Source organism: Plantactinospora sp. CA-290183 (assembly GCF_050936375.1).
GTDB lineage: Bacteria > Actinomycetota > Actinomycetes > Mycobacteriales > Micromonosporaceae > Plantactinospora.
Map to the genome: position 1 here is coordinate 1 of NZ_JBNJMX010000018.1, position 25306 is coordinate 25306.

At 70.0% G+C, this 25306-nt stretch carries 25 protein-coding genes; 8 read left to right on the forward strand and 17 right to left on the reverse strand.

What is annotated here, in order from left to right; genetic code table 11:
• Nucleotides 1-446, forward strand: a 446-nt coding sequence (locus tag ACQEUR_RS20360; protein ID WP_433033507.1) for a 3'-5' exonuclease, incomplete at its 5' end; no start/stop codon positions are given.
• Here ACQEUR_RS20360 and ACQEUR_RS20365 read toward each other — a convergent pair.
• The 12 genes from ACQEUR_RS20365 to ACQEUR_RS20420 form a co-directional block, all read right to left on the reverse strand.
• Complete coding sequence (locus ACQEUR_RS20365) at nt 434-823, reverse strand: 5-methylcytosine restriction system specificity protein McrC (protein ID WP_433033510.1); 390 nt, start codon at nt 821-823, stop codon at nt 434-436. The genes ACQEUR_RS20360 and ACQEUR_RS20365 overlap by 13 nt on opposite strands.
• Nucleotides 824-872: 49 nt before the next feature.
• The gene (locus tag ACQEUR_RS20370; RefSeq protein WP_433033512.1) at nt 873-2117 is read right to left on the reverse strand and encodes an iron-containing alcohol dehydrogenase family protein; all 1245 of its coding nucleotides are present in this window, start codon (nt 2115-2117) and stop codon (nt 873-875) included.
• Complete coding sequence (locus tag ACQEUR_RS20375; protein ID WP_433033515.1) at nt 2117-2956, reverse strand: ABC transporter ATP-binding protein; 840 nt, start codon at nt 2954-2956, stop codon at nt 2117-2119. The genes ACQEUR_RS20370 and ACQEUR_RS20375 overlap by 1 nt, the downstream gene beginning before the upstream one ends.
• A complete protein-coding gene (locus ACQEUR_RS20380) occupies nt 2956-3735 on the reverse strand; it encodes an ABC transporter ATP-binding protein (RefSeq protein ID WP_433033518.1) in 780 nt (259 codons plus the stop codon). Before ACQEUR_RS20380 ends, ACQEUR_RS20375 begins: the two co-directional genes overlap by 1 nt.
• On the reverse strand, nt 3732-4715 hold the full coding sequence (locus ACQEUR_RS20385; protein ID WP_433033521.1) for a branched-chain amino acid ABC transporter permease: 984 nt from the start codon (nt 4713-4715) through the stop codon (nt 3732-3734). The genes ACQEUR_RS20380 and ACQEUR_RS20385 overlap by 4 nt, the downstream gene beginning before the upstream one ends.
• Nucleotides 4715-5599 carry a branched-chain amino acid ABC transporter permease gene (locus ACQEUR_RS20390; RefSeq protein ID WP_433033524.1) on the reverse strand — a complete coding sequence of 295 codons (885 nt, stop codon included), beginning with the start codon at nt 5597-5599 and terminating at the stop codon, nt 4715-4717. The genes ACQEUR_RS20385 and ACQEUR_RS20390 overlap by 1 nt, the downstream gene beginning before the upstream one ends.
• Before the next feature lie 12 nt (nt 5600-5611).
• Nucleotides 5612-6781, reverse strand: coding sequence for an ABC transporter substrate-binding protein (locus ACQEUR_RS20395; RefSeq protein WP_433033527.1), 1170 nt, complete (start codon nt 6779-6781; stop codon nt 5612-5614).
• A gap of 130 nt (nt 6782-6911) precedes the next feature.
• Nucleotides 6912-8393 (reverse strand): NAD-dependent succinate-semialdehyde dehydrogenase, encoded by a 1482-nt coding sequence (locus ACQEUR_RS20400; RefSeq protein WP_433033530.1) that lies wholly within the window; start codon nt 8391-8393, stop codon nt 6912-6914.
• A 5-nt stretch (nt 8394-8398) separates the two neighbouring features.
• Entirely contained in the window at nt 8399-8710 is a 312-nt protein-coding gene (locus ACQEUR_RS20405; RefSeq protein ID WP_433033532.1) for a hypothetical protein, read from the reverse strand.
• A gap of 2 nt (nt 8711-8712) precedes the next feature.
• Nucleotides 8713-9357, reverse strand: coding sequence for an FAS1-like dehydratase domain-containing protein (locus ACQEUR_RS20410; protein ID WP_433033535.1), 645 nt, complete (start codon nt 9355-9357; stop codon nt 8713-8715).
• Nucleotides 9350-10180, reverse strand: a complete 831-nt coding sequence (locus ACQEUR_RS20415; protein ID WP_433033537.1) for a citryl-CoA lyase — start codon at nt 10178-10180, stop codon at nt 9350-9352. Before ACQEUR_RS20415 ends, ACQEUR_RS20410 begins: the two co-directional genes overlap by 8 nt.
• The gene (locus ACQEUR_RS20420; RefSeq protein WP_433033540.1) at nt 10177-12294 is read right to left on the reverse strand and encodes an acetate--CoA ligase family protein; all 2118 of its coding nucleotides are present in this window, start codon (nt 12292-12294) and stop codon (nt 10177-10179) included. Before ACQEUR_RS20420 ends, ACQEUR_RS20415 begins: the two co-directional genes overlap by 4 nt.
• A gap of 286 nt (nt 12295-12580) precedes the next feature.
• Here ACQEUR_RS20420 and ACQEUR_RS20425 point away from each other — a divergent pair, with 286 nt between their 5' ends.
• Nucleotides 12581-13096: a MarR family winged helix-turn-helix transcriptional regulator gene (locus ACQEUR_RS20425; RefSeq protein ID WP_433033543.1), complete on the forward strand. Its 516-nt coding sequence runs from the start codon at nt 12581-12583 to the stop codon at nt 13094-13096.
• Nucleotides 13097-13740: 644 nt separating this feature from the next.
• On the opposite strand, the gene ACQEUR_RS20430 is transcribed toward ACQEUR_RS20425, so the two are convergent.
• Genes ACQEUR_RS20430 through ACQEUR_RS20440 form a run of 3 tightly spaced genes read right to left on the reverse strand, consistent with a single transcriptional unit; the run spans nt 13741 to nt 17780 of the window.
• Entirely contained in the window at nt 13741-14379 is a 639-nt protein-coding gene (locus ACQEUR_RS20430; protein ID WP_433033546.1) for a response regulator, read from the reverse strand.
• Between the two features lies 1 nt (nt 14380).
• A complete protein-coding gene (locus ACQEUR_RS20435; protein WP_433033548.1) occupies nt 14381-15562 on the reverse strand; it encodes a sensor histidine kinase in 1182 nt (393 codons plus the stop codon).
• Between the two features lie 4 nt (nt 15563-15566).
• Complete coding sequence (locus tag ACQEUR_RS20440) at nt 15567-17780, reverse strand: MMPL family transporter (protein WP_433033551.1); 2214 nt, start codon at nt 17778-17780, stop codon at nt 15567-15569.
• A 410-nt stretch (nt 17781-18190) separates the two neighbouring features.
• Here ACQEUR_RS20440 and ACQEUR_RS20445 point away from each other — a divergent pair, with 410 nt between their 5' ends.
• Together ACQEUR_RS20445 and ACQEUR_RS20450 are read left to right on the forward strand one after the other, a co-directional pair.
• Entirely contained in the window at nt 18191-18343 is a 153-nt protein-coding gene (locus ACQEUR_RS20445; RefSeq protein WP_433033554.1) for a hypothetical protein, read from the forward strand.
• A gap of 524 nt (nt 18344-18867) precedes the next feature.
• Nucleotides 18868-20595 (forward strand): IlvD/Edd family dehydratase, encoded by a 1728-nt coding sequence (locus tag ACQEUR_RS20450; protein ID WP_433033557.1) that lies wholly within the window; start codon nt 18868-18870, stop codon nt 20593-20595.
• 244 nt (nt 20596-20839) lie between these two features.
• Here ACQEUR_RS20450 and ACQEUR_RS20455 read toward each other — a convergent pair whose 3' ends face one another.
• On the reverse strand, nt 20840-21130 hold the full coding sequence (locus ACQEUR_RS20455) for a hypothetical protein (protein ID WP_433033560.1): 291 nt from the start codon (nt 21128-21130) through the stop codon (nt 20840-20842).
• Between the two features lie 103 nt (nt 21131-21233).
• Between ACQEUR_RS20455 and ACQEUR_RS20460 the strand changes: the two genes are divergently transcribed.
• Both ACQEUR_RS20460 and ACQEUR_RS20465 read left to right on the forward strand, forming a co-directional pair.
• Complete coding sequence (locus ACQEUR_RS20460; RefSeq protein ID WP_433024466.1) at nt 21234-22325, forward strand: IS630 family transposase; 1092 nt, start codon at nt 21234-21236, stop codon at nt 22323-22325.
• 15 nt (nt 22326-22340) lie between these two features.
• Entirely contained in the window at nt 22341-22754 is a 414-nt protein-coding gene (locus ACQEUR_RS20465; RefSeq protein WP_433033562.1) for a hypothetical protein, read from the forward strand.
• Here the strand turns inward: ACQEUR_RS20465 and ACQEUR_RS20470 are convergent.
• Complete coding sequence (locus tag ACQEUR_RS20470) at nt 22744-23427, reverse strand: hypothetical protein (RefSeq protein ID WP_433033565.1); 684 nt, start codon at nt 23425-23427, stop codon at nt 22744-22746. The two genes, ACQEUR_RS20465 and ACQEUR_RS20470, sit on opposite strands and share 11 nt — an antisense overlap.
• Nucleotides 23428-23652: 225 nt before the next feature.
• Between ACQEUR_RS20470 and ACQEUR_RS20475 the strand changes: the two genes are divergently transcribed.
• On the forward strand, nt 23653-23868 hold the full coding sequence (locus ACQEUR_RS20475) for a hypothetical protein (protein WP_433033673.1): 216 nt from the start codon (nt 23653-23655) through the stop codon (nt 23866-23868).
• A gap of 198 nt (nt 23869-24066) precedes the next feature.
• Nucleotides 24067-25263: a WxL protein peptidoglycan domain-containing protein gene (locus ACQEUR_RS20480; protein WP_433033567.1), complete on the forward strand. Its 1197-nt coding sequence runs from the start codon at nt 24067-24069 to the stop codon at nt 25261-25263.
• Nucleotides 25264-25306 lie beyond the last annotated feature (43 nt).

A 25306-nucleotide genomic window follows, 5' to 3' on the forward strand; every position in this document is an offset into this window, starting at 1 on the left:
GCTACCGCTCGGCGCGATCGGGGCCAGCACCGGCGGTGGAGACCGCGGAGTCGCTCATCGCCGAACTGGACACGATCGCTGACCGTGTCCGCCCCTGGCTCGACGGCGGGGCGACACCCGAGACAATCGCCGTCCTCGTACACGACAAGTTCCAGCGTGAGCGAGTTGTCAACGCGCTCAACGAGCGCGGCGTGCCGGCACGAGCAGTCGACCGCGACCGCCCGGGGGAAGGCCGGGTGCTCGTGATGACCATGCACAGGGCCAAAGGCATGGAGTTCGCCAAGGTCGTACTCGCCGACGTCGGTTTCCGGTCGGCTGCCGAGAAGGTCAGGCTCGACAGCCTGGATGACATCGAGCGGCACGACGCCGAGTTGCGCGCCCGGTCATTGGTGTACGTGGCCGCAACCCGTGCCCGCGATGAGCTTCTGGTGGTTCAGCGCCGATAGCTCCTGTCCGGGCTGAGAGGAAATATGGTCTCCTCCTGGAGCCAGTCGAGGGTGGGGTGAACGGCGGTCAGGACAACGCACCTGATCGACTCCGCGACCTCGTCAAGCGCCTTGGCCGTTGATTCAGGCGATCCACCCAGATCCACGGGATAGGTGTGCAGGCGCTGGATGCCCCCGACCACCCTGATGACTCGGTCCGGAGCCGGGTCAGCGCGGCAGTAAATGAGCATCCCGCGCGGTAGTCGCAGGGCGGTGGTGTAGGCCAGCAGCTGGTAATAGTCGCTGGTACGCGCCAGACCGCTCCCGGTCAGCTTGTACATGACGTCCGCAACGAAAACGATCTCCGTGCCCCGCCTGAAGAGCAGGTCGGGATTCATGGTGACGAGCGGCGAGACGCTCAGGGAAACGGCCAGCTGCTCGAGAACCTCAATCGCGGGGTAGAGCCTTCATCCGCGATCCCACCGTCGCCGTCCCGGTCAACGTCGCCTCGAACGCCGCGCCGAGATCGCCGGTACGCATCGACGGCACGAGCCGTCGCAGGGCGTCGACGGTCATCGGCGTCGGGTTGTTCGCGCGCGGGTACTCCGTGACGCACCGCTGTGCGATCCGCTCGTCGGCGTCCTCGCCGATACCCAGCTCCGCGAGCGTGGTCGGAAGCTCCAGCCGACCGAGCAGTGCCTGTACCGCGTTCGCCGCGTCGACGAGGTCGTCGCCGCGTCCCGAGGTGAGGGCCCGGGCGAGGGTACGGGCGCAGTCCGGCTCGAGCCCGCTGGCGTTGAAGGCGATGCAGTACGGCAGCGCCAGCCCCGACGACACACCGTGCGGTACGGACCGCTCGTGCGCGACGCAGTAGGCGAGCGAGTGCCCCAGCAGCACACCCGCGTTGAGCGCCTGGCCCGACAGGTGCGACGCCCAGAGGCAGGCGGCGCGGGCCTCGATGTCACCGCGGGAGGCCGCCTCCAGGTTGCCGACCAGCAGGGCAATCGCCGTCCTGGCGTGGTGCACGGTCATCGGCGAGCGGTCGGTGGACATCAGCGCCTCGGCGGCATGTGACAGCGCGTCCATTCCGGTGATCGCGACGATCCGTCCGGGCAGCCCGTCGAGCAGGGCCGGATCGAGCACGACCGCCGTGGCGACGTACCCGGCGGTGGCCGAGATGCGTTTCGCCCCGGCCACCGTCACCATCGCCGCCCGGGTCGCTTCGGAGCCTGTGCCGCAGGTCGTGGGCACCATGAGGAGCGGGGCTACGCCGCCGGGCGGCGCGACCGGGCCGAGCCAGTCGGCGGCGCCGCCGGCGTTCTCCAGCAGCAGCGCAATCATCTTGGCAGCGTCCATCACGGACCCGCCGCCGGCCCCGACGACGACATCCGCCCGGACCTCCCGGGCGCGTGCCGCCGCCCGGTCGATGCGGGCGTCGTCCGGTTCGGCGCCGAACCCGCCGACGACCGTCACCCGGTACGCCGCACTCAGCGCGTCGAGCATCGGCGCGAGTAGTCCGGCGCCCGCGACGGCGTCGTCGACCGCGACGAACACCGAGGCGCCATCGGCCAGGCGCAACCGGGACGACAGCACCTGGGCGATCAGTCCGGCACTACCCCGGCCGCTGACGACCGTGGCCGGCGAGATGAACTCGGCGGTCGAGTCGCTCGCCGGCAAGAACGTTGTCTCCATCAGGTTTCCCCCGGTTCCCCGGACCGGGCCGGCACGGCCCGGTCCGTCTCAGGCCGTACGCGGGGTTCCCGCGCCGGATCTGGCGCTGCGGGAGCCGGCGGCTGCGGCCGACGGGCTCCCGAGTACAGGTCGCCGATGTTGTCCCGGTCGATGCCGGTGGTCGGGCCGTGCCAGACGATGCGCCCGCCGTTCAACACGTGGATGTACGAGCAGGTGCGCTCGACGACCGAGAAGTTCTGCTCGACGAGGAGGACGGTGATGCCGCGCTCGTTCAGCGTGCGGATCGCGTCCACCAGTTCGGAGATCAGCTTCGGCGACAGGCCGGCCGTGGGTTCGTCGAGCAGCAGCACGTCACAGGTCGCCATGAGGCCGCGGGACACCGCCAGCATCTGGCGTTGGCCGCCGGAGAGGTTTCCCGCCGGATCGCCGAGCCGCCCGGCCAGTGCCGGGAAGATTTCCAGCACCGACTCCCGCGCCTCCTCGTACGGGCTGGCCCGCCGGCCGGTGAGCCAGGACAGCCGCAGGTTCTCGGCGACCGACAGCTCCAGCACGGCGGCCCGCTCCTGCGGCACCATTGCCAGGCCGAGCCGGCGCCGCTTGGCCGGGGAGAGCCGGTCGGCGACCTGCCCACCGATCGACACCCCGCCCGTGGTCCGGACGAAACCGGCTGCGGCCAGCAGCAGCGTCGACTTCCCCGCGCCGTTCGGGCCCAGCACACCCACCGCGCTGCCCCGCCCGACCCGGAGCGAGACGTCCTTCGCCGCAGCCACGGAACCGTGGTAGGCGGAGAACGCGGTCAACTCCAGTGCCGCCGGCAGCCGTGTCGGATCGTCCCTCATCACGCCACCTCACCCAGGTACCGATCGCGGACCTCGTGCGAGTCCAGGACCGTGGCCGCGTTCCCACGGGCGAACTCCGCCCCCTGGTCCATGGCGACCACGGTGTCGGCCAGCGACCGGACCAGTTCGAGGTTGTGCTCCACCAGCAGCGCGGCGACCGAGGCCGACCTCAGTTTGTCGATCTCGGCCGCCAGCCGCTGCTGCTCGACCGACGACAGCCCGGCGAACGGCTCGTCGAGCAGCAGCACCCGGGCGCCGGATACCATCGACCGGGCGATCTCGACCAGGCGCTGCTCCCCGAGACTGAGTTCGCCCGGGCTGTCCTGGGCGAGCCGGTCGAGCCCGAGCGCCGCGAGTGCCGTGACCGCGCGGTCATGCCGGTCCCGCGCGCCCCGCGACAGTCCCGGCCCGCCGAGTATCTCGAACCACCGGCGGCGCACGTCGCCGGCGATCGAGCCCATGGCGACGTTCTGCCACACCGTCAGTTCCGGGATCAGCCGCGGCGTCTGGAAGGTACGCACAATGCCGAGCCGGCTGCGCTGCGGGGGCGACAGCGGGGCGAGGTCGATGACGTCGTCGCCGAACCGCACGGACATGGTCGCCACCGTGACCGGTACGAACCCGGACAGCCCGTTGATCGCGGTGCTCTTGCCCGCGCCGTTCGGCCCGATCAGGGCCACGATCTCGCCGCCGGTGACGTCGAGGCTGAGCTGTGCGACCGCGACGACGCCGCCGAACCGCACGGTCATCTCGCGTACGGAGAGTTGAACGGTACTCATCCGGTGCTTCCTCTCACCGCGTGGATCCGCCCGCTGGCCCAGGTCACAATCTGGTTGAGCCCACGTGGCATGAACAGCGCCACGAAGGCGAGCGCGACGCCGTAGAACACCAGCCGGTACTCGGCGAGTGGCCGGAGCAGCTCGGGCAGGGTCACCACGACCACCGCACCGAGCACCGGTGCCCAGCGCCAACCCCGACCGCCGATGATGGCGATGGCGATCAGCCGGATAGAGGTCTCCAGCGACATCTGGTCCGGCCCGATGTAGTGGACGAGTTGGGCGAGGAACGCTCCCGCGATCGTGACCGGCACCGAGCTGATCATGAACGCGAGCAACCGTATCCAGGCCACCGACAGGCCGAGCGACTGGGACGCCGGCACGTCGAACCGGGTGGCCAGCATCGCGGCGCCGAGCGGCGACTCCCGCAGGCTGCTCTGCAGGTAGTACGCCACGGCGAGCACCAGGCCGGACATCACCAGAACCTGCCCCGGGCCGGCGAACCCCGGCACGGCGATCTGCTGGATCCCGCTGATCCCGGCGTACCCGCCGGTGATCGGGGTCGCATTCTGCACCACGACCACCGAGAGGAGGCCGATGGCCAGGGTCGTGATGCCGAAGTAGTAGCCGACGACGCGCAGCGTGACCAGCACGATGAGCGCCGCCACCAGCAGCGAGACGAGGATCGGGAGCACCAGCGCCAACCCGACCCCGCCGGACTCGGTCAGCCTCGCCCAGCCGTACGCGCCGATGGCGAAGAAGACGACGTGGCCGAGCGAGACCAGTCCGGTGTACCCAACGAGAATGTTCAGTCCGACGCCGGCCAGCGCGAAGATCGCGGTCATCGCGGCGATCTGGGCCTCGTGCGGGCCCAGTACCGCCGCGAGCGCGATCGCTCCGACGGCGATCGCCGCCGCCTCGCCGAGGTGCACGCCCTGCCGGGTCACCCGGGTTGCCCGGGGAGCACCCTGTGCCGTCGCCATCAGACCACCCTCGCCTTGATGCCGCGGCCGGCCAGGATGCCCTGTGGCAGCACCAGCAGCACGGCCATGATGATGAGCGGCGCGATCGCCTGCCGGGTGGCGGTGTTCAGGTATCCCGCGGCGTAGTTCTCGGCGAGACCGATGATCACGCCGCCCACGACCGCGCCGTACGGGTGCCGCAGCCCACCGATCATCGCGGCGGCGAACCCGCTGATCGTCAATGCCACGCCCATGCTGGCGCTGACCAGCAGCACGGTGCCCAGCAGTACACCGGCGAACACCCCGACGACGCCCGCGAACACCCAGCCGACCACCGTCAGCCGGGCGATCTGCACGCCCGACAGCCGCGCGGCGTCCACGTCGGCGGACATCGCCCGCATCTGCAGCCCGATGTCGGTCTTCTTGTAGAAGACGAAGAAGGCGGCCATCAGCAGCCCGGCGGCCAGCAGGATCGCGAAGTAGTCGAACGAGATGCTGAACGACTCCAGTCTGATCGCCTGCGCGGTGACCGGACTCGTCAGCCGGTACGTCTCGGAGCCCAGCACGTTGTTCGCGAGGTTCGCCAGCACCGTCGAGATGCCGATCGTGCCGACAATGATCAGGTCGATGTCCCGGCGCCGGGCCAGCGCCGGCCGGACGAAGAGCAGGCCCAGCAGCACGCTGGCGACCAGGACGATCGCGACCGCCTCCAGGAACCCGGCGAGGTACCCGCCGCCCGCGGTGGTGCGGACGGCCACGAACAGCGCCGCGACCATGACGACGTCACCCTGGGCGAAGTTGAGCACGCCGGTACCGTTGAACAGCGTCGAGATGCCGAGTGCCACCAGCGCGTAGCCGCAACCTATGCAGAGCCCGATGATCGTGAAATAAAGTAGCTCAGTCATCTCCGGGTGCGGTCAGACAGCGACCGTCTCTCCTGTCCTCCAGAGCCGGAACGCGAGGTCGTCGGCCTTGATCGGCGCGCGCTCGGTCAGGTTCCACGGCGACTTGCCGCAGGCGAGACCCTCGATCGCGGTGGCCTTCGACAGCCAGTCCTGCACGGCCTGCCGGCTGGTGCCGGCCTCCTTGAACGCGCGGATCAGGACCGTCATGGCGTCGTACGCGGTCGCGCCCTCGAAGGTCAGCGGGTCCTCCGGGTGCGCCTTCGCCCAGTTCTCGGCGAGGGTACGGCTGGCCGGCGAGTCGTCGCCCAGCGGCGTCATGAAGTAGAGCCCGTCGGCGTCCTTGCCGGCGATCTCGCCGACCGCGATGTCACCGGCGGCCACGTTGCCGACGATCGGCACCTTCCACCCGATCTCGGCCTTCCCCTTGACCACCGCCGCGTACGGGGTGCCGAAGCTGAACATCGCGACGAAGTCGGGGTTCTTGCGCCGCAGCGACACGAGCTGCGGGGCGAGGTTCGAGGCGGTCGGCTCGAACGTCTCGGACCCGACGATCTCCAGGTCGGACTCGCCGAGGATGGCGTCGAGCTGCTGCTTGGCCGAGGTGCCGTACGCACCGGTGTCGGTGAAGATGCCGACCCGGCGGAAGTTGTTGCGGGCGGCGAAGTTGATGACGTTCTTGATCTGCTCCGAGTCCCGGGCGTTCACCTGGTACTGGAATGGGTTCTTGATCGAGTTGCTCGCCCCGAACACGAACTCGGGCAGTCCGGCCGCCTGGACGGCGTTCGCCTGGGCGAGCGCGACCGGCGACGAGTGGGCGCCGAACATGGCGACCGCGCCGGCCTGAGCGAACCGGGTCACCAGCGGCACGGCCTCGCTGGGGTTGTTCGCGTCGTCCTGATAGTCCACCTTGACGGAGATGTCGCCGAGTTCGCCCGACTCCTCGGCCTGCTTCAGGCGCAGTTCGATGCCCTTGCGGTACAGGTTGCCGGTTCGCGACACCGCACCGGAGAACGGCAGCGCCACGCCGACCAGGACCTCGCCGGACGCCGACTCCGCACCGGAGTCGGTGACGCTGCCGGAGTCGAGGGTGCAGGCGGTCAGTGCGGTGGCGACGAGTACCAGGGCCAGGCTGGTACGCGTTGTCGCGGAAATCCATCGTGGGGGTCGGCTGCGGTGGAACACCAGGTCTCCTATTCCGGCCAGCCGGTATGGCGGCTGACCACTACGCCCGAGCCGGGCGGTTGGTGGAATCGCAATTCCGTGCGGCACCGTGTGCGCGGTGCCGGCGCTCATCCCCAGGAGCCGGACGCCGTCATCGCTTGATCGCGATGGCCTTCGTCTCGACGTAGTCCTCGATGCCCTCGGTGCCGCCCTCCCGGCCCTGGCCGCTGTTCTTGAAGCCGCCGAAGGGCAGCTCCGGGCGGTTCGGCATGGCGTCGTTGACTCCGATGACGCCGAACTCGAGCCGCTCCATGGCGTCCCAGAGCCGGTTGAAGTCCGAGCCGAACACGTACGCGGCCAGACCGTATGTCGTGTCGTTCGCCCGGGCGACCACGTCGTCGCCGTCGTCGAACGGGTAGACGGGGAGCACCGGCCCGAAGGTCTCCTCGTGGGCGATCGCCATCCCCTCGTGCACGTCGGTCAGCAGCGTCGGCTCGTGGAAGGCGCCCTTGAGCCGAGGGTCGTCCGGCGTCCAACGGTTGCCGCCGACGAGCACGGTCGCGCCCTTGGCGACCGCGTCCTCGACGTGCCGCTGCACCTTGGCGAGGCCGGCGAAGTCGATCAGCGGACCGGTCGTCACCCCGGTGCTGAGCCCGCGCCCGAGGCGCAGCGCGGCGACCCGCTCGGCGAGCCGGCCGGTCAGTTCGGCCACCAGGGAGCGGTGTACGAACAGCCGGTTGACCGAGATGCAGCTCTGGCCCGCGTTGGGGAACTTCGCGATCATCAGGTTGTCGACCGTGCTGTCGAGGTCCGCGTCGGGGAAGACGATGGCCGGCGAGTGGCCGCCCATCTCCAGGGAGACGCGCCGCAGCACGGCACCGGGCCGGCGGGCCAGGCTCAGCCCGACCTCGGTGGAGCCGGTGAAACTCACCTTGCGGATCCGGGGATCGTCCATGATCGCGTTGACGACCTCGGCGGGGCGCGAGGTGGTGAGGACGTTCAGCACGCCGGGTGGAAGCTGCTCGTTGATCAGCCTGGTCACGGCGACCGCGATCAGCGGGGTCTGCTCCGCCGGCTTGGCCACCACGGGCGAGCCGGCCGACAGCGACAGCCCGATCTTGCGCATCAGCATGCTCGCCGGGAAATTCCACGGGGTGATCAGCAACGCTGGGCCGACCGGGGAGGTGAGCACGACACCGCGGCCGTGGGCCGAGGACGGGGTGACCCGGCCGTACGCTCGGCGCCCCTCCTCGACACCCCATTCCAGCATGGCGGCGCCCCGGAGGACCTCGCCGTGCGCCTCGGCGTACGGCTTGCCGTTCTCGACCGACATCAGCCGGGCCAGGCCCTCGGCGTGCGCCCGGATGGCCGCCACGGCGGCCCGCAGCCGCGCGGCCCGAGCCTCGGCGGCCTCGGTACGCCACCCGTCGTACGCGGCCACCGCCGCCTCGGCGGCGGCCCGGGCCTCCGGCTCGCCGGCGTCGGCGGCCCGCCCGACGACCTCCAGCGTCGCCGGGTCGAGTACGTCGAACGTCGTCTCGGCCGTCGTCCACTTTCCGGCGATCAGCAGGGTCCGACTGGGCTCGCCGGGCAGCAGACCGGCATCGAATTCTGCGGTGGTGGGTTGACCCACGACACTCACTCCTCTTCCTGCGTCTGAGATCGCGTATGCGTACGCGCGCAGTCCGGGTCCGCCCCGGCTGCGATGGATGTCGAATCGGTCGACGCCGGTTCGAGCACGGCCGCGCCGACCGTGGAGACCGCACCGCCCTGGGACTGCCCGTACAGGTGGAGCCGCGTTCCGCCGTCGCCACCGTCGGCCAACTCGGGTAGGACCCATACCGTGAAGTCGTCCCTGACCAGGTCCATTCCGCGGTACGAGGCCGACAGCTCCCGCAGCACGCTGCCGGTGCCGCCGTACTCCAGTGCGCCGCGGGCCAGCCAGGCCATCTTCAACAGGCCGTGCACGATGGTCGATGCAGTCCGCTGGACCGCGCGTAGGACTCGTCGTAGTGCGCCTCGTAGAGGTCCTCGGTGGCGACCGCGTACCGGACGACGTCGCGCGGGGACACGGTGGTCGAGAAGACCCGGACCGCGCCTGCGGGCAGCTCCGCCCCGGTCGGCCGGCCAGCCGCGCTCGGCCGCGATCCGGTCGCCGGGGGCGCTGCGGTCGCCGGCTCCGGGAACCGCCGGATCGCCGTGTACCGGAGTTTCGCCACCTCGGCCCGGGAGTCGGTCCGCCGGTACACCGTCTCGATGGTGTACAGCTCCAGCCGCCCGGTCCGGCCGTTCTTGACCTCGACGTCGACCACCGTGGCGCTGCGTTCGAGCGCGTCGCCGACCCGTACCTCGGCCAGCCAGCGGCACGCGTTCCCGCCGTTCAGCCGGGCGGGTGCGTCCGGGACGCCCAGGGCGAAGGCGTCCACGTACTGCGCGCTCAGGAAGGACGGTGGGACCAGCTCGGCCCGGCCGTCCACCGGCAGGTAGGGGTGCTGGGCGAGTCCGGACACCTCTCGGACCCGCTCGGCCCGCCAGCGCTCGCAGCGAAACGGCGCCCAACCGGTGCTGTTGCCGATGATCGCCGAGGGGTCAGGCATCGGAGCCTCCCGCCGGGCCACGGTCCTCCGGGAGCCAACTGGCCTCGCGCAGCGCGTTGCGTACCTGCGGGGCGATCGGCTGGTCGAGTTCCTCGTTGATGTGTGCGAGCAGTCCGGCGGTGCGGCTGACGATCGCCACTCCGCGGTGCAGGTGCCAGGGGATGCCGACGCCGAGCAGGATCGCCGCCGCCGCGCCGGTGGCGTTTACCAGGAGCCGGCGACCGGCCCGCTGCTCGATCGCGGCACCGACCGCGGTCAGCCAACCGGTCTCCTCGGCCGCGACGTCCAGCTCGGCCGCGACCTGGAGCAGCCGGATCGCCCGGGGATCCCCGGTCCGGTGCAGCCCGTGCCCGAACCCGGGCACCCGCCGGCCGTCGTCGAGGATCCGCGCGACCGCCCGCTCGACCGCGACCCGGGCATCGGTGCCGGCACGTACCTCGGCGCCGATGCCGGCCAACAGCTTGCCGGCCTGCTCCATCGAGCCGAGCAGCGAGCTGCCCGCGCCCAGCACACCGGCGGCCAGCGCGCCCTGGAGCGCGTCCGGCGCCGCCGAGTAGGTCAGCCGGGCGGCCAGGGCGCTCGGCTGCATCCCGTGGTCGACCAGGCTGACCAGGACGGCGTCAACGGCGCGGATCTGAGCGTCCGACGGCCGCCGGCCGGTCACGGCGAGCAGCAGGGTCTCGGTGTACGAGGTGTGCCCAATCAGCTCGTCGACCAGGTCGTACCGGCGCAGTTCGATCCGCTCGGCGTTCGCGTGTCCGACGTTGGTGGAGATGCCGAGGCCAGGGCGATGCACCACCGGCTCGGACGTCGTCCCGCTCATCGGTTGGCCTCGGTGGTGAAGGCCAGCGCGTCGAGCACCACGGTCCCGCCGTCGAGCACCCGGATCGGGTTGCACTCGATCTCCCCGATCCCGACCGCGCCGTCGGAGACGACGGCGTCGAGCCGGGTCAGCACGGCGGCGATCTCCTCGGCCAGCCCCGGCACGTCGACCGACGGTTGGGTCTCGAACTGTGCCGCCAGCTTGAGCCGCCGCAACTCGTGCTCGATGTACGCCGGGTCGTACGGCGGCACCAGGGTGCGTACGTCGTCGATCTCGTTCGCCCAGATTCCGCCGCTGCCGAGCACGGCGCGGCTGCCGAAGGTGGCGTCGGCGAGTACCCCGACGATCAGCTCCGGTCCGGCCGGGACCTGCTCGACGACCAGCGCCTTCGTCATGCCGAACTGCCCGGCCATCCGCTCGTACGCCGCCGCCAGCCGGTCCGGGCCGTCGAGCCCGACCTCGACCGCGCCCTGCCGCGCCCGATGTGCCACGAAGGGCTCGACGAGCTTGAGCACGCACGGGTAGCCGACCTGCTCGGCCGCCGCCAGCGCGCCCTCCGTGCCGCTGACCTCGACCCGCCGCGGCGTGCGTACGCCCAGCCGGTCCAGCAGCTCCATCGCCCGCGCCTCGTCGAGGCCCTGCCGCTGGCCGGTCTTGAGCCCGGGAAGGCCGTCGCCGATCGGCCCGCCGAGGTCGATCGCCGGCGCCGGTCCGGTCCGGCCCGGCGCCTGCCGCTGGCCCTGTCGGCCGGCCCGGACGAGTCCCATCCCGCGCAGCGCCCGGGCCGGGTCGGCGCCGACCACCAGGCCGGCCTGGGCGGCCGCCAGGCGGATTCGGTCACTCACGCCGAGCCAGGACAGCACGAGCGGGTTGCGCAGCTCGGCACGGGTCCGGACGAGGATGTCGATCAGCTTCTCCCCGAGGTACTCCATGCTGCCGAGGAAGACCAGCAACGTGTCGACCGAGGGGTCACGGTCGAGGATCCGCAGGGTGTTCGCCATCAGGTCGACGTCGTTGATCACCTGGGCGGTGAAGTCGATCGGGTTCGTCAGCCCGGCGAACGCCGGCAGCGCCGCCCGCAGGTCCCGCATCGTGCCGTCGGACAGGTCGGTCAGCGGTACGCCGAACCGGTCGCACGCGTCCGACAGGTACGCGGCGGCGCCGCCGGAGTTGGTCGCCACCGCCAGCCCGTCGACCGGCGTGTCGATGGTCAGGGCGCGGGCGACGTCGACCGCGTCGTCCATGCCTCGCAGCCGGACCGCGCCGAACCGGTCGAAGACGGCGTCGAAAGCACTGTCCACACCGGAAAACTGCGCGGTGTGCGAGGCCACCGATCTGCTTCCCCGCTCGGACGCGCCGGACTTCAGCAGGAAGACCGGCTTGCCCGCGGACTGCAACTCGCCGAGGGCGACGGCCAGCTGCTCGCCGCTCGCGACGCCCTCGACGTACCCGATCACGGCGGAGGTGGCTGGATCGGTGGCGAGGTAGCGGAGGTAATCGGGGAACGTCACACCTGCCTCGTTGCCGGTGGCGATGACGTGTGAGAAGCGCCCGCCCGCCCAGTACGCCTCGGTCAGCAGGTTGAAGGCGGTGCCGCCGCTCTGCGACACGAGAGCCACCCCGCCCGCCTCGATCGCCGGCATGGTTTCCAGGGTCGTCGCGAACGTCGCGAAGGAGCGGTGTGCGAACGACGCGAGCCCCAGGCTGTTCGGTCCCGCGAGCGCGATTCCGGCCGATTCGGCGATGCGCGACAGCCGATCCTGTAGCGCCTTTCCACCGGCGCCGGTCTCGGCGAATCCGCCGCCGAACACCACGGCCGCCCGCGCACCACGCTCGGCCGCCTCTTCCAGCGCGGCAACCGCCGCCTCCGCGGGAATGCAGATGACGAACAGCTCGACATCCGCCGGCAGCGAGGCGATGTCCGGGTAGCAGCGCAGGCCCTGCACCGACTCGTACTTGGGGTTGACCGGGTAGACCGACCCGCGGTAGCCACGGTCGGCGAGTATGCGCAGGGGGCGGCCCCCGATCCGGTCCGGACGGTCCGACGCGCCGACGACAGCGATGCTCGACGGCCGCAACAGGTAGCGGATCGACTCGTATCGCAGAGTCTGCATGGGTTCTCCGTTTCGAGAGCCGACCGCCCGCAGCCAGGACGAACGGGGCCACGGCCGAGGTTGATGATCGCAGAGTATGTGTACCGGGTGTTGTGATTGTCAACAGTCTCGTGCCGGGTCGGTCGTCGGCGGGTCCGCCGCGACAACGGCGCGAACCACGTTCGATCCCCGGGACACGGCTACGCGCGCCGACGTCACGGACGTCGAGCGGGACCGCCGGCAGGGGCCGGCGCCGCGGCCCGGCCGGCCCGGGGTGGTCCGGATCCGGCGTGGCAAACTTGCGCGCATGGTGGAAGCGACCGCAGGCGGGGAGACGCTAGCGACGGATCTGGTGATAACCGAGCTACTCTCATTTCGGCTACACCGGGTGGTCAACGCATTCGAGCGCAGCGCGGCCCTGCTCTTCCGTCGTGAATTCGACGTCAGCCTGGGTGAATGGCGGGCCCTAGCACTGCTCGGAGGCGGCGTGGCGAGCACCACGAATCGCATTGCCCGACTCGCCGGCATCGACCCTGCTCAAATGAGCCGTATCGTCACGAAGCTCGTCGACCGTGGTCTCGTCGTCCGCTCCAGTGGCCCCGGCAATAGTTCGCCCATCTCCCTGACGCCGGCCGGCCGGCGCACCTACAGAGGTCTGATCGCCGCGGCGCGGACCCGGAACACGGCCTTCCTCTCCGCCCTCAGCGAGGATGAGATCGTCCACCTCAACAGCGCACTGGAGAAGCTGGCGACCCTCGCGATCGCTATGGAACGGGGCGGACCCGACGACGAAGGCGGCGCGGCCGCGGACATCACCCGGTGATCTCGTCTCCGACGGAGCGCTTCGCGGTCGATCGAAGACGGCGCCGGCCCCCGCTGGTGGTCACCACGCCCAAGACCGCCTGACAGAACAATTGGTACAGCTCCGCCGATGAGCGGGGCGCTGACGGTGCCCAACGCCCCGCTTCATCGGCACCGGAACCCATGACGATGTCCGCTACCGGTGCCGTGGCATGGGGTTACGGTATCGATCACCCCTCGGACACAGTTCTTTCGCATCGGTGCGCAATACCGTGGGAGTGTTCAAGCCCCCTTGAATACTCTTTTTCCTGTCTGACGTTACTGTGGGTAATCACCGCGCGGGGGCGGGGGCGGCTGCGTGACCGCGTCCGTGTCGCCGGTAGTTTCCCCAGGTGATTCCCCGAGGCGCCGCTGTCGGCCCGGGGCCACAGGGTCGGGTTCGACGGCCGCTTCCCGTGCCCGCCTCGGATTCCCACTTCGCGCGAGTGGCCGACACCGTCTACGTGTTGAGCGCGGTGGGCACGAGCGGCCGGGTCGCTGATCGCAGTATCGTCCGGGTGTTTGGTTGGGCGCCGGGAAGGCGCCTGGACGTACGCGAGCGGGCCGGAATCGTTCGTCGACCGTCACCCGCGCGTCGGCCCCGCGGGCGCCGGCGGAGGGGACCGGTCAAGGGCGGGTCAGCAGGCCGCGTTCGAGTGCCAGGACCACGGCGTGGGTGCGGTCGTTGACGTCGAGTTTGGCAAAGATGCGTAGCAGGTGGGTCTTGACCGTGGCTTCCGCGATGAACAGCCGCTTGCCGATGTCGGCGTTGTTGAGGCCGTCGGCCACGCCGTTGAGCACGTCGATCTCGCGGGACGTGAGGGCCACCGGCGTGGGTTGCCGCATGCGGGCGACGAGCCGTCGCGCGACCCGTGGGGCGAGCACGGTCTCGCCACGGGAGGCGGAGTGGATGGCTTCGACGAGTTGGTCGCGCGTGGCATCCTTGAGCAGGTATCCGGTTGCGCCGGCCTCGACGGCGCGTTCGATGTCGGCGTCGGTGTCGTACGTGGTCAGGATCAGCACCCGGGTCCGCGGCCGTACGGCGAGGATCTCGGCCGTGGCCGCCACACCGTCGAGGATGGGCATCCGCAAATCCAGGAGCGCCACGTCGGGTTCGACGCGTTTGACGAGCTCGATGGCGGCGCGGCCGTCGCCAGCCTCGCCGACGATGTCGATGGTGGGTTCGGAGGCCAGTAGCGCCACGAGGCCGGCGCGCATCACCGTATGGTCGTCGGCCAGGATGATGCGGAGCCTGTCTTTTGGCATGTCACACCGGCCCGTTCGTCGGAAGCACGGCCAGGACGCGGGTGCCGTTGCCGACCGAACTGGTGACGGTGAGTTCGCCGCCGAGTTCGTCGAGGCGCTTGCGCATGCCGTCCAGGCCGAAGCCGCGGGATTCGGCGACCACGAAGCCCTGGCCGTCGTCGGTGATTTCCAGCTCCGCCCGGTCGGGGTGCCGGGTGAGGACGACTCCGACGGTGGAGGCGGCGGCGTGCTTGCGGATGTTGGCCAGGGACTCCTGGGTGCAGCGCAGCAGCGCGATCCGGGTTGGCTGGTCGACGTCGATGTCGGGCAGGTCTGCCGTGACGGTCAGGCCGGTGTCTTCGGTGAACCGGTCCAGGGTCCGGCGCAGGGTGCGGGCCACGGAGCCGGAGGCCAGGCCGCTCTGCGGGGCGGAGCCGACGAGGACCCGGGCCTCGGCGAGGTTGTCGCGGGCGGTCTGCTCGATGGACCGCAGCTGTTGGGCGCTCCTGTCCGGATGGCTGGCGAGGCCGGCGTGGGCAGCCTCGGCGAGGACGATGATCGACGCGAAGCCCTGCGCGAGGGTGTCGTGGATCTCCCGGGCGAGGCGTTCGCGTTCCTCCGCGGCGCCCTGGCGTTTCTGCGCCTCGGCCAGCCGCAGTTGGGTGGTCGCCAGGTCGGCGCGGAGTTGGGTGCGTTCGGCGGTCAGCCGCAGCGCCCGGGGCGTCAGCACGGCGATCAGGACGCTCACCGCGTAGACGGCGAGCGAGGAGACGGTGTTGGTGGTGAGGACGTCGAGGTTCCATCCCTCCCGGAGGACCCCACCGATCGTGATCGCGACGGCGCCGAGGCCGCTGTGGACGATCGCGGACCGCGTGCTCCTGGCCACGATGGTGAACTGGGGGAGCAGCACCAGGTACAGCACCCCGAACCCGTCCCGCAGGTAGGCGAGTCCGCCCAGGGCGAGGACCAGCAGGCCCAGATGACGCTGCGGGGTCAACACCGGATTATCGGGAGACCTGCGCATCATCGCGTAGCAGAGACCGAGCCCGACCATCAGCGCGAGCGACCCGTACCGCGCCGTGCCGGGAAGGTCTCCCACGGCGGTGAGCAGGATCAGCAGAGCGAGCAGCGCCCAGGACAGAACGTCCCACCCGTGGAGCGCCCAGATCCAGAACGGGTCGCCGCGCTGTGGCCGTCGGACCATGGCGTCAGCGTACGGTCTGCGTCGGCGGCCGGGCATGCACGGCGCTGGCCCGCCCCGGTCGCGCCGGGCGCAGCGGCCACCAGGCCTTGCCGCCGAGGAGCAGCAGGATCGACGGCAGCACCATCATCCGGATGACCAGGGCGTCGAGCAGCACGGCCAACGCCAGGCAGAAGCCCATCTGCTTCATCTCGGTCAGGTGCAGGGCGACAAAGGCGCCGAACACCGTGACCATCACCACCGCGGCGCTGGTCACCACCTTCGCCGATCGGGCGATGCCCGCCAGTACCGCCTCACGGGCCGACATCCCATTGTCCATGGCCTCCTTGATCCGGCTGACCACGAACACCTGGTAGTCCATCGACAGTCCGAACAGAATCACGATCAGGAACAACGGCACCCGGGACGCGATCGCGCCGAGTGACTCGAAGTCCAGCAGGCCCTCCGCCCACGTCCCCTGGAAGACCACGACCAGCGCACCGAGGGCGGCCGCGGCGGACAGCAGGTTGAGGAAGACGCCGATCAGGCCGATGACCACCGAGCGGAACGCCACCACGGTCATCACGAAGGTCAGCAGCAGCAGGGCTCCGATGACCAGCGGTAGCTTGCTCATCTCGTGGTCGACGTAGTCCTGGCCCCGGGCCACATCACCGCTCACCGCCGCCTGTACGCCGGGCAGCGTGCCGACCGTGGCCGGCAGATAGTCCTCGCGGACGTGGGCGAGTGACGCGATCGCCTCGTCGGCGGGCGCGGGGTACGGGACGGCCAGCTCCAGCACGCTGATCCGGCCGTCGGCGGAGGTCCGCACCACCGGCGCGGCGTTGTGGGCGAACAACGGGTCCGCCTGGGCCCGCCGTCCCAGCTCCGCCAGGGCCTGCCGCACCTCTGGGGCGCGGTCCGGGGTGGATCGAGCGACAACCTCGTGCCTGACCAGCAGCTCGGGGAAGGCGGAGGTCAACCGGTCGTAGACCGGCATGGCCGGAATGTCGCGGGAGAAGGTGTCTCTGCTCGGGTCGACGAGCTTCATGCCGAGCGCGGGTGCCGCCAATCCGAGCATGACCAGCACAGATACGCACAACGTGGCGGCGGGATGCTTCTGCGCGGGCCGTAGCAGTGCGCCGAAGACGCGGCCGGTCTCGGGCTTCGCCGGCTTCGTACGGGCTGGCCTGCCCCGCCTCGCCCGGCGGGCGGCCTTCTTCGCGGCACGGCGCTCGGCCCGCTGGCCGATCTTCACCAGCAGCGCGGGAAGGACGGTCAGGGAGCTGATCACGGCAACCGACACGACCAGGATCGTGCCCGTGGCGAGGGAAGAGAAGATGACGTCCGTGGCCAGGTACAGGGTGGCCGTGGAGACGATCACCGCGAGCCCGGAGGCCACGATGGCCCGACCCGCGGTCGCCGCCGCGAGTTCCACCAGCGCCTCGGAACCGACCCGGCCCTCGGCGCGGGCCCGTTCCTCGCGTTCCCGCTTGAGGTAGAACAGCGTGTAGTCGACACCGACCGCCAAGCCGATGAGCAGAATCATGTTGGTCCCGATCCCCGGGTCGGGAAGCAGGTGGGAGGCGACCATGGACAGCCCCAGGGCGGCCGCGATCGAGGAGAGCGCCAGCAGCAGCGGCACACTGGCCATGACCACCGAACCGAAGACGACCAGCAGCGCGATGATCGTCATCGGCAGCGTGATGCGTTCAGCCAGCGCAAGGTCCTCACCACGCTGGTCGTTCACGCCCTTGCTGATCGAGGGCGATCCGGTCTCCTCGATGACCAGGCCCGGGTGCCTGTCGGCTACCTCTGCCGTCTGATCCAGGAGCGAGCCGACGTTCTCCCTGCCCTCCAACTCGGTACCCGTCAGGACCACGGAGACCCGCAGCACGTTGCCGTCCTGCGAGAGCACCGGGGCCGCCACGCTGTCGACCTCGGGCAGCACCCGCATCCGGCCGGTGAGGTCCTCGGCCGCGACGCGGGCCGCCGCCATGTCCAGCGGCCCGGAATCGGCGTAGATGATGACGTGTTCGACGGGCTTGCGCTGCAGGCCACCTTCGGTCGCCATCGCCTCGGCGCGACCGGCCTCACCGACCCAGAAGTCCTCCGTGGTGGCCGGGTTGCTGCCGACCGTGATGCCCACGCCGATGCACACAACGACGAACATGAACCAGCCGGTGATGGCGCGCCACGGGTGCCGGGCGCTCCAACGTGCCATCCGTACAGGGACGCGTCTCATGCCTGAAATGCTGGTCGCCGGGTCCATTCCGCAGACAGCCTCGACCGGTGGAACCACGCGTCCACCGGTCGATGGACGCGAGGCGGACGAGGCAGGCACCAGGTGAGCCGGCTGCTGTCGCGCGTTCCCTCGGACAGGCGCCGGCCAGCCGTGACGCGACACGGCAACAGCGGGAACGACCTCCGCTCGCCGCTGGCCTCTCACGCCACCGCTCATCCTCGGCAACGGTTCGCTGGCGGCGGCGGTCCCTGCGGGTGGCGGCACGCGTCCGGGAAGTACGAACTTCCGCGACCCGCTGGGTCGCCCTGCCGCCGACGAGCACCCACGTTGATGCTCAGCCGGTGGCTCTGTCCCGGTGTTGGTGACGCTCAGCGAGTCGCTTCAGGTTCAGTAGCCGAGCGTTGGAGGTGGTGGGGGAGCGGTGGACGTTCCTCATCATCCGCGACGCGTCGGTCGACAGGGGCAGGATCGCCACCCCGCCGTACGCCGCGACGTGCTCCAACTTCTACTACCGTTACGCCCCGTCCACCCAGGCGGTGCGTAACGGCGATGATCGATCGTGAGATCGGCATCTGGGCGTGGCGGCGGGGCGCTGGTATCGATCGCCCCTCGGACACAGATTTTTCGCACCGGTGCGCAGTACACGATTTATCGTCGCTCGTCACTGTGGATAATTGCCGGGCAGGGGGCGGAGGTGGTCGCGATGACCGTCTCCCTGCCGGCGGTAGTTCCCAAGTCGGCTCCTCGAGGCGCCGCTGCCCAGCCAAAGGAGGCCGCCCGGATGGACGGCGCCGGACGATGGCATCGCGCTGCGGATCAAGATCCCGCTGATCGCGCCCGCGCTGATCCTGATCCTGATCCTGGTCTTCTCGCTCATCGGCACCCTGCAGTTCTTCATCATCCTGGGCTCACTCGTGTCCGTGATCCTGCTGATCATCGCGTTCTTCAGTCTTCAACGGCACTGGCGCGGCGGGCTGTCCGTCGGAGGCGTCAGGTAGGTCGCGCTCGTGTCACCAGCCGAACCACCACCCGCTCAATGATCGCCGCGCACCCCACGCGGCCGGACGGATGACAGAGAGGTGTGCTGATGTCGACGACGAATCGACCGCTGCGCAGCGGGCAGTGGTTCGGTGCGGAGGGCCGCAACGGGTTCATCCATCGGTCCTGGATGCGCAACCAGGGGTTCGCGGACGACGTCTTCGACGGTCGCCCGGTGATCGGCATCGCCACCACCTGGTCGGAGCTGACACCCTGCAACGCCCACCTGCGCGACCTGGCCGAGTCGGTGAAGCGGGGCGTGTGGGAGAGCGGGGGCCTGCCGCTGGAGTTCCCGGCGATGAGCCTGGGCGAGCCGCTGATGCGACCCACGACCATGCTCTACCGCAACCTGCTGGCGATGGAATTGGAGGAGTCGGTCCGCGCCAACCCGCTCGACGGGGTGGTGCTGCTCTCCGGCTGTGACAAGACCACCCCCGGCCTGCTGATGGGGGCGGCGAGCGTCGACCTGCCGACCCTGATGATGACCGGCGGCCCGATGCTCAACGGCAAGTTCCGCGGCCAGGACATCGGCTCGGGCACCGTCGTCTGGCGCTTCACCGAGGAGATGCGGGCCGGTCGGATGACCGCGGCCGACTGCTCCGAGGCGGAGGTCGGTATGTCCCGCAGCCGGGGCCACTGCATGACCATGGGTACCGCCTCCACGATGGCCTGTGTGACCGAGGCGCTGGGCGTGCAGCTGCCGGGGGCGGCCGCCGTGCCGGCGGTCGACTCCCGGCGGTACGCGCTCGCGCACGCCGCCGGACGCCGGATCGTCGCCATGGTCGAACAGGACCAACGGTTGTCCTCGGTGCTCACCAGGCAGGCGTTCGAGAACGCCGTTCGGGTCAACGCCGCCATCGGCGGCTCCACCAACGCCGTCGTACACCTGCTCGCGATCGCCGGACGCCTCGGCGTCCCCCTGTCGCTGGAGGACTTCGACACCCTCACCGCCGACGTGCCCATGCTCGTCAACCTCATGCCGTCCGGGACGTACCTGATGGAGGACTTCGCCTACGCCGGTGGCCTTCCGGTGGTGATGAAGGAACTCGCCCCGCTGCTGCACATGGACCACATCACCGTCAGCGGCAGGAGCGTGGCGGAGAACGTCGACGGCGCACAGTGCTGGAACCGGGACGTCATCGGCACCCTGGCGGAGCCGTTCCAGCCCGTCGGCTCGGGCACCGTGGTGCTGCGCGGGTCACTCGCGCCGTCCGGGGCGGTGTTGAAGGTCTCCGCCGCCTCCGCCCACCTCCTCACGCACACCGGCCCGGCGCTCGTCTTCGACCGGATCGAGGAGTACGTCGTCGCCGCCGACGATCCGGACCTCGACGTCACCTCCGACACGGTGATCGTCGTCCGAAACGCCGGACCACGGGGCTACCCCGGCTTCCCGGAGGTGGGCAACGTGCCCATGCCACGACGGCTGCTCGCCGAGGGCATCACGGACATGGTGCGGATCTCCGACGCCCGCATGAGCGGCACCGGCTACGGCACCTGCATCCTGCACGTGGCCCCGGAGGCGTCCGTGGGCGGCCCGCTCGCGCTGGTGCGCACCGGCGACCTGGTCCGCGTCGACGTCGCGGCGCGGTGCCTGGAACTTCTGGTCGACGACGCGGAACTGGCCCAACGCCGCGCCTCCTGGCAGCCACCGCCGCCAGTGGCCGACCGGGGATGGGTACGGCTGTACAGCGAACACGTCCTGCAAGCCGACAGGGGCGCGGACCTGGACTTCCTCGTCGGTGGCAGCGGCAGCGCCGTACCCCGTCACTCACACTGACGACCAGCGGTCCGGCTGCTGTACCGCCTCGGTGGTGGCCGTCGGCGCGCTCGCCTTGCTGCCTCTCCGGGGGCACTTCACAGAACTGTGACATGCCCCGCCGGGGGCACCTCACAGAACTGCAACAACGCGTGGTCATCGACCGGCATCTGACCGTTGCGGCTCAGTTCTCGCTCGGATCGCAGAACGGCTCCTCGCCCAGATTGGCGAGGAGCCGTTTGCTTGTCTCATGGCCGCCCCGGCGTTAGGTGACGCCCCAGGTGGCCCATGAGATGACCCAATCGCGTTCGAGGTGCGGCGGCGGTTCGCCTTTCAGTACCGCGTCCACGGCATCGGCCGCTTCGCGGTCGTTCTGGCGGGCGTACCGGTCGTACATGGCCTGGCATTCGACGTAGATGACGCCGTTGATCGAGTAGGTCCGGACCGGGTGATCGGCGCGCTTCCGGATCGCAGCGCGGACGGCTTTGCGCAGCGCGTCTTGCTGATCACCGGGTACGTGGTGGATCTCGACGTACCCTCGTCGGTCCACGACCACGTCGCTAGTGCCTCGTCTTGGAACGTTGATCGTGTAATCCGTTAGTTCTGAGGATCTATCGGGCAGGCTGTCTCCCAACGCTCGTGGTGGGAGGTGATGGCTGGTGGGCAGACGCCCGGAGGTGTTCGTCCGGCAGGTGTCGATGGCCGAGGGTCAGCGGTTGCAGCGGATCACCCGGACCGCGAAGGACCCGGTGAAGCTGCGCCGGGCGATCGTGGTGCTGATGTCCGCCCAGGGGCAGCCGGCCCCGGACATCGCCCACTTGTTGAAGGTGACCGAGGACTACGTGCGGGACGTGATCCATGTGTTCAACGATCGGGGGTTCGACGCGCTGGACCCAAAATGGAGCGGGGGCGCACCGAGACGGATCGATGAGCAGACCCGCGACTGGATCTGCGTCACCGCTCGGTGCGACCCCCGTTTCCTCGGCCAACCCTTCTCCTGCTGGTCGCTGACCAAGCTGCGCGACTACCTCATCGCCTCTGGTCACGTCGATGCGATCAGCGTCGAGACTGTCCGGCGGATCCTGCATGAGCGGGGGGTGTCCTGGCAGGCCACCAAGACCTGGAAGGCCAGCACGGACCCCGACTTCACCACCAAGATGCGCCGGGTCCTGGACCTCTACGACCACCCACCCGCTGACGGGCGGGTGCTCTGTGTCGACGAGTTCGGCCCGTTGAATCTGCAACCCCGCCCTGGTCGCGCATGGCGACCCCAGGGACAACCAGTTCGGCTGCGGGCCACATACACCCGTGACCAGGGCGTCCGGCACATGATCGCCGCCCTGGACCTGACCACCGGCAAGCTGCACTATCGCATCCGAGACCGCAAACGTTGGCGCGAGTTCCTCAGCTTCCTCAAGACCCTGCGTCGCCGCTGGCCCGACCAGCGCCTCTACCTCATCCTGGACAACTTCTCCCCGCACAAGCAGCCCGACGTGCGCGCCTGGTGCTCCGCCAACCAGGTGGACCTGGTCTTCCTGCCGACCTACGCGTCCTGGCTGAACTGGATCGAGGCCGAGTTCGCCGCGGTGCGGTACTTCGCCCTCAACGGCACCGACCACCGCAGCCACGCCGAGCAGGACATCGCCATCGGCGACTACATCCGCTGGCGCAACCAACACACCCGACCGAAAACCGCATTCGCCACCGGCTCCAAGATCCGCCACCCCGATTACCCGTTCAAGGCTGCATGACGAGGCACTAGCGAGTTGAGCAACGAGCGCGAGCCGGTCGTCGGGTTCGGGTTTCGGGAAGTGGCGGTCGATCAAGGTAAGACAGCGCCGGCAGGTTGGGGCGTACGCTACGTCGCCGTGCTGGCCAACAGCGCCGCCGTCGCCGCCGACCATGACCGCCCAGACGCGGCCACAGATCGTCTTGTCGGACCATCGACGTTCGCGCAGGGCCATGAGGTCGTAGTCGGCCGGCACGCGGTCGTTGCCGTCGAAGTAGAAGTCGGGTACTGCTTCGCGGCCAGCGACGGGTGTTGTGGCAGCGGTGAGATGTACTGCGGTGCCGCCGCTGACGATCGTGAGAAGCATCGCTGTGCCGTTGATCTCGATAGTGTTCGGTCCGTGTGCCATGAGCTCCATCCTGGCTACATCGTTCGCGCCGTCATTCGGTGACGGGTTCGGACTCGTCGCGGCGACGCAGAGCGTCCCAAGTCACGCGCTGGGTTTTATCGGCGAGATCGTTGTCGAACCGAATGCCCTGCTCCTCCAACAGTTGGCGGCAGTACTCCGGTCCACGATCCTGACTGTCGCGCCACTTCGGATTGATGCGCCCGCCCTCCATGAGGATTCGTTCGGGATGGGGGAAGTTGGCGAGCGCTGCGGCGGCCTGCCCAACGCCTCGGGCTGCCTTGGTGTCGCCACGCACGGCAATCGAGATGTCTCCGTAGGTCGTCCACTCGCCGTCACGGACGCGGGAAGCCATACGCATGAAGACGACGCTGGTGGTGCGATAGCGAGGGGCCAGCCGCCATCGTTGTGGGGACACGCCGGGGACCGGCTCGACGAGGCCGGCCCTGTGCAGTGCTTGCAGCGAGGTGTGGGTGTTCGGTCCGTCGTAGCTGATGGCGGCGGCTACGTCGGCAGTCTTCATGCCGTTCTCGGTGCCGAGACCGGGCACGGCGAGGATCTGCTGCTGGCGCTGGCCGCGTCCGGTCGGGATCTCGACCTCAGCGTCCACGGTTAGGTCAGGGACCTGTGCTGCGGCCTCCAAATCGGCGGCCAGGTTGAGGTAGAGATCGCCTTGCGCGCGGGCGAACTTCGCCAGTGCGAGCGCAATCTGTGTCATGTCCAGTCCTTTCAAAGTCATGTGACATGGCTAGACTGAATCTCTTGTGCTGCGTTGTCAACATTTTTTCAGAAGATGGCACCGCGACAGGAGGCTGTCCCGCCGGAACATGGGAGGGCAGTGCCTTCGCGGCCTGAGCGACGAGCTACCGATGATCTTTGGCTGGCTACCGCATGCAGGCTCGGGTGAGCAACCAGGGCTATTGCGTTTCACCGGGACGGAGAACTGACCTACCGGCACTGCCAGGACGGGCCGCACCACAACCTGGTGTGCGAGGTGTGCGGGCGGGTGGTGGAGCGGTCCGCCGACGCTGTGACCCGTTGGCTCCAGCAGGTACGCGCGGACGAGGATGTCGTGCCGAATCCTCAGCACGGCGACCTGTACGGGGTGTGCGGGGCGTGCCTGCGCGCCGATCACCGTGCGCCGACCGCCAGGCAGTAACCCCGGTCGCGTCAGCGTGGCGGAGTGGAGCTTCCTGGTGGTGTCGCCGTCACTCTGCCAACGTGGCGGGTGCGATGATGAAAACGAAAACCGATACCTATAGTCTGTCTGTGCCCGGAACCTGACCGGCGACCAGCTGTCCCCGCCACGCGTCCGAGCGCCGGTCGCGTCCCTACCCGAATGGATCCGCCACCCACCATGCGCCTGTCCACCGCCATCGTCACCGCCGTCGGCGTCGTCGTGCTCGGCGCGGTCCCGGCCGCCGCCGCGCCTGGACCGACCCCGGCGCCGACGTCGACGAGCGGTGCGCCCGCCGCGCCCGCGCCGGTGACATGGGGGGTGGCCCCGTCGAGTCCCACGGGCCCGAACGGGCGGGCGAGTTTCGGGTACAAGCTCGATCCCGGGGCCGAGGTGACGGACTACGTCGCGGTGACCAACCATTCCGCGCGGCCGCTCACCCTGCGCCTCTACGCCAGCGACGCCGTCACCACGCCGCAGGGCGGCTTCGACCTGTTGCCCGGGGCGCAGCGGCCGGTCGACGTGGGTTCCTGGGTACGGCTGACCGCTTCGACACTGACGATCCCGTCGACCTCCCGGGTGGACGTGCCGTTCACCCTGACGGTGCCCGACAACGCCACCCCGGGAGACCATGCCGGCGGCATCGTGGCCACACTCGCCGCCACCGGCACCGACGGCCAGGGCAACCAGGTCGCGGTCGACCACCGGGTCGGTGTGCGGATCTATATGCGGGTCACCGGAGAGCTGCGCCCTGCGCTGGCCCTGGAGGACCTTCAGGTGCGTCACCGTGCTTCCGTCAATCCGTTCGGCGGTGGCGAGATCGTCGCGACGGCCACGATCCGCAACACCGGGAACGTGCGGCTCGCCGGTGAGCCGACGGTCGAGGCCGCCGGGCTGTTCGGCCTGGGCGGCCGCGACGCGTCCGGCGCGGCGCTGCCGCAGATCCTGCCCGGTGACGCGATCCAGACCACCGTCCGGCTACCCCGGGTGCCTCCGTTGTTCCGGCTCACGGTCACCACCACTGTCGTCCCGACGGCCGTCGACGGTCAGGTGCTCGACCCGGCGCCGGCGGCGGCGTCGCAGGTGACCACAGTCTGGGCCGTGCCGTGGATCCAACTGCTGCTCGTCGCCCTCGTCGGCGGCGCGGTGTGGGCTCTTCTGGCGGCCCGCCGACGCAGGCGCCGCCGTGCCGCCCGGCAGCTGGAGCAGGCCGTCGCCGCCGCTCGCGAGCAGGGTCGCGCCGAAGCCGTTGCCACGGTCGCGTCCGCACCCGCCGAACAGCCGACCGGCACCCGCGGCATGCCGCGACAACCGGAGAGTCGTACGCCGGAGGCGGCACCCGAGACGCCGACGGCACATCCAGGGGGCGAATCGTGACCCGGCCGAGGAGTGCGGACGAGCCCCGCCGCGACATCGACAA

Bases quoted from the DNA above. Each gene is read 5' to 3' on its own strand.
- ACQEUR_RS20365 (WP_433033510.1), bottom strand. From the start codon at position 823: ATGAATCCCGACCTGCTCTTCAGGCGGGGCACGGAGATCGTTTTCGTT.
- ACQEUR_RS20370 (WP_433033512.1), bottom strand. From the start codon at position 2,117: ATGGAGACAACGTTCTTGCCGGCGAGCGACTCGACCGCCGAGTTCATC.
- ACQEUR_RS20375 (WP_433033515.1), bottom strand. From the start codon at position 2,956: ATGAGGGACGATCCGACACGGCTGCCGGCGGCACTGGAGTTGACCGCG.
- ACQEUR_RS20380 (WP_433033518.1), bottom strand. From the start codon at position 3,735: ATGAGTACCGTTCAACTCTCCGTACGCGAGATGACCGTGCGGTTCGGC.
- ACQEUR_RS20385 (WP_433033521.1), bottom strand. From the start codon at position 4,715: ATGGCGACGGCACAGGGTGCTCCCCGGGCAACCCGGGTGACCCGGCAG.
- ACQEUR_RS20390 (WP_433033524.1), bottom strand. From the start codon at position 5,599: ATGACTGAGCTACTTTATTTCACGATCATCGGGCTCTGCATAGGTTGC.
- ACQEUR_RS20405 (WP_433033532.1), bottom strand. From the start codon at position 8,710: ATGGCCTGGCTGGCCCGCGGCGCACTGGAGTACGGCGGCACCGGCAGC.
- ACQEUR_RS20410 (WP_433033535.1), bottom strand. From the start codon at position 9,357: ATGCCTGACCCCTCGGCGATCATCGGCAACAGCACCGGTTGGGCGCCG.
- ACQEUR_RS20415 (WP_433033537.1), bottom strand. From the start codon at position 10,180: ATGAGCGGGACGACGTCCGAGCCGGTGGTGCATCGCCCTGGCCTCGGC.
- ACQEUR_RS20420 (WP_433033540.1), bottom strand. From the start codon at position 12,294: ATGCAGACTCTGCGATACGAGTCGATCCGCTACCTGTTGCGGCCGTCG.
- ACQEUR_RS20425 (WP_433033543.1), top strand. From the start codon at position 12,581: ATGGTGGAAGCGACCGCAGGCGGGGAGACGCTAGCGACGGATCTGGTG.
- ACQEUR_RS20430 (WP_433033546.1), bottom strand. From the start codon at position 14,379: ATGCCAAAAGACAGGCTCCGCATCATCCTGGCCGACGACCATACGGTG.
- ACQEUR_RS20435 (WP_433033548.1), bottom strand. From the start codon at position 15,562: ATGGTCCGACGGCCACAGCGCGGCGACCCGTTCTGGATCTGGGCGCTC.
- ACQEUR_RS20440 (WP_433033551.1), bottom strand. From the start codon at position 17,780: ATGAGACGCGTCCCTGTACGGATGGCACGTTGGAGCGCCCGGCACCCG.
- ACQEUR_RS20450 (WP_433033557.1), top strand. From the start codon at position 18,868: ATGTCGACGACGAATCGACCGCTGCGCAGCGGGCAGTGGTTCGGTGCG.
- ACQEUR_RS20470 (WP_433033565.1), bottom strand. From the start codon at position 23,427: ATGACACAGATTGCGCTCGCACTGGCGAAGTTCGCCCGCGCGCAAGGC.
- ACQEUR_RS20480 (WP_433033567.1), top strand. From the start codon at position 24,067: ATGCGCCTGTCCACCGCCATCGTCACCGCCGTCGGCGTCGTCGTGCTC.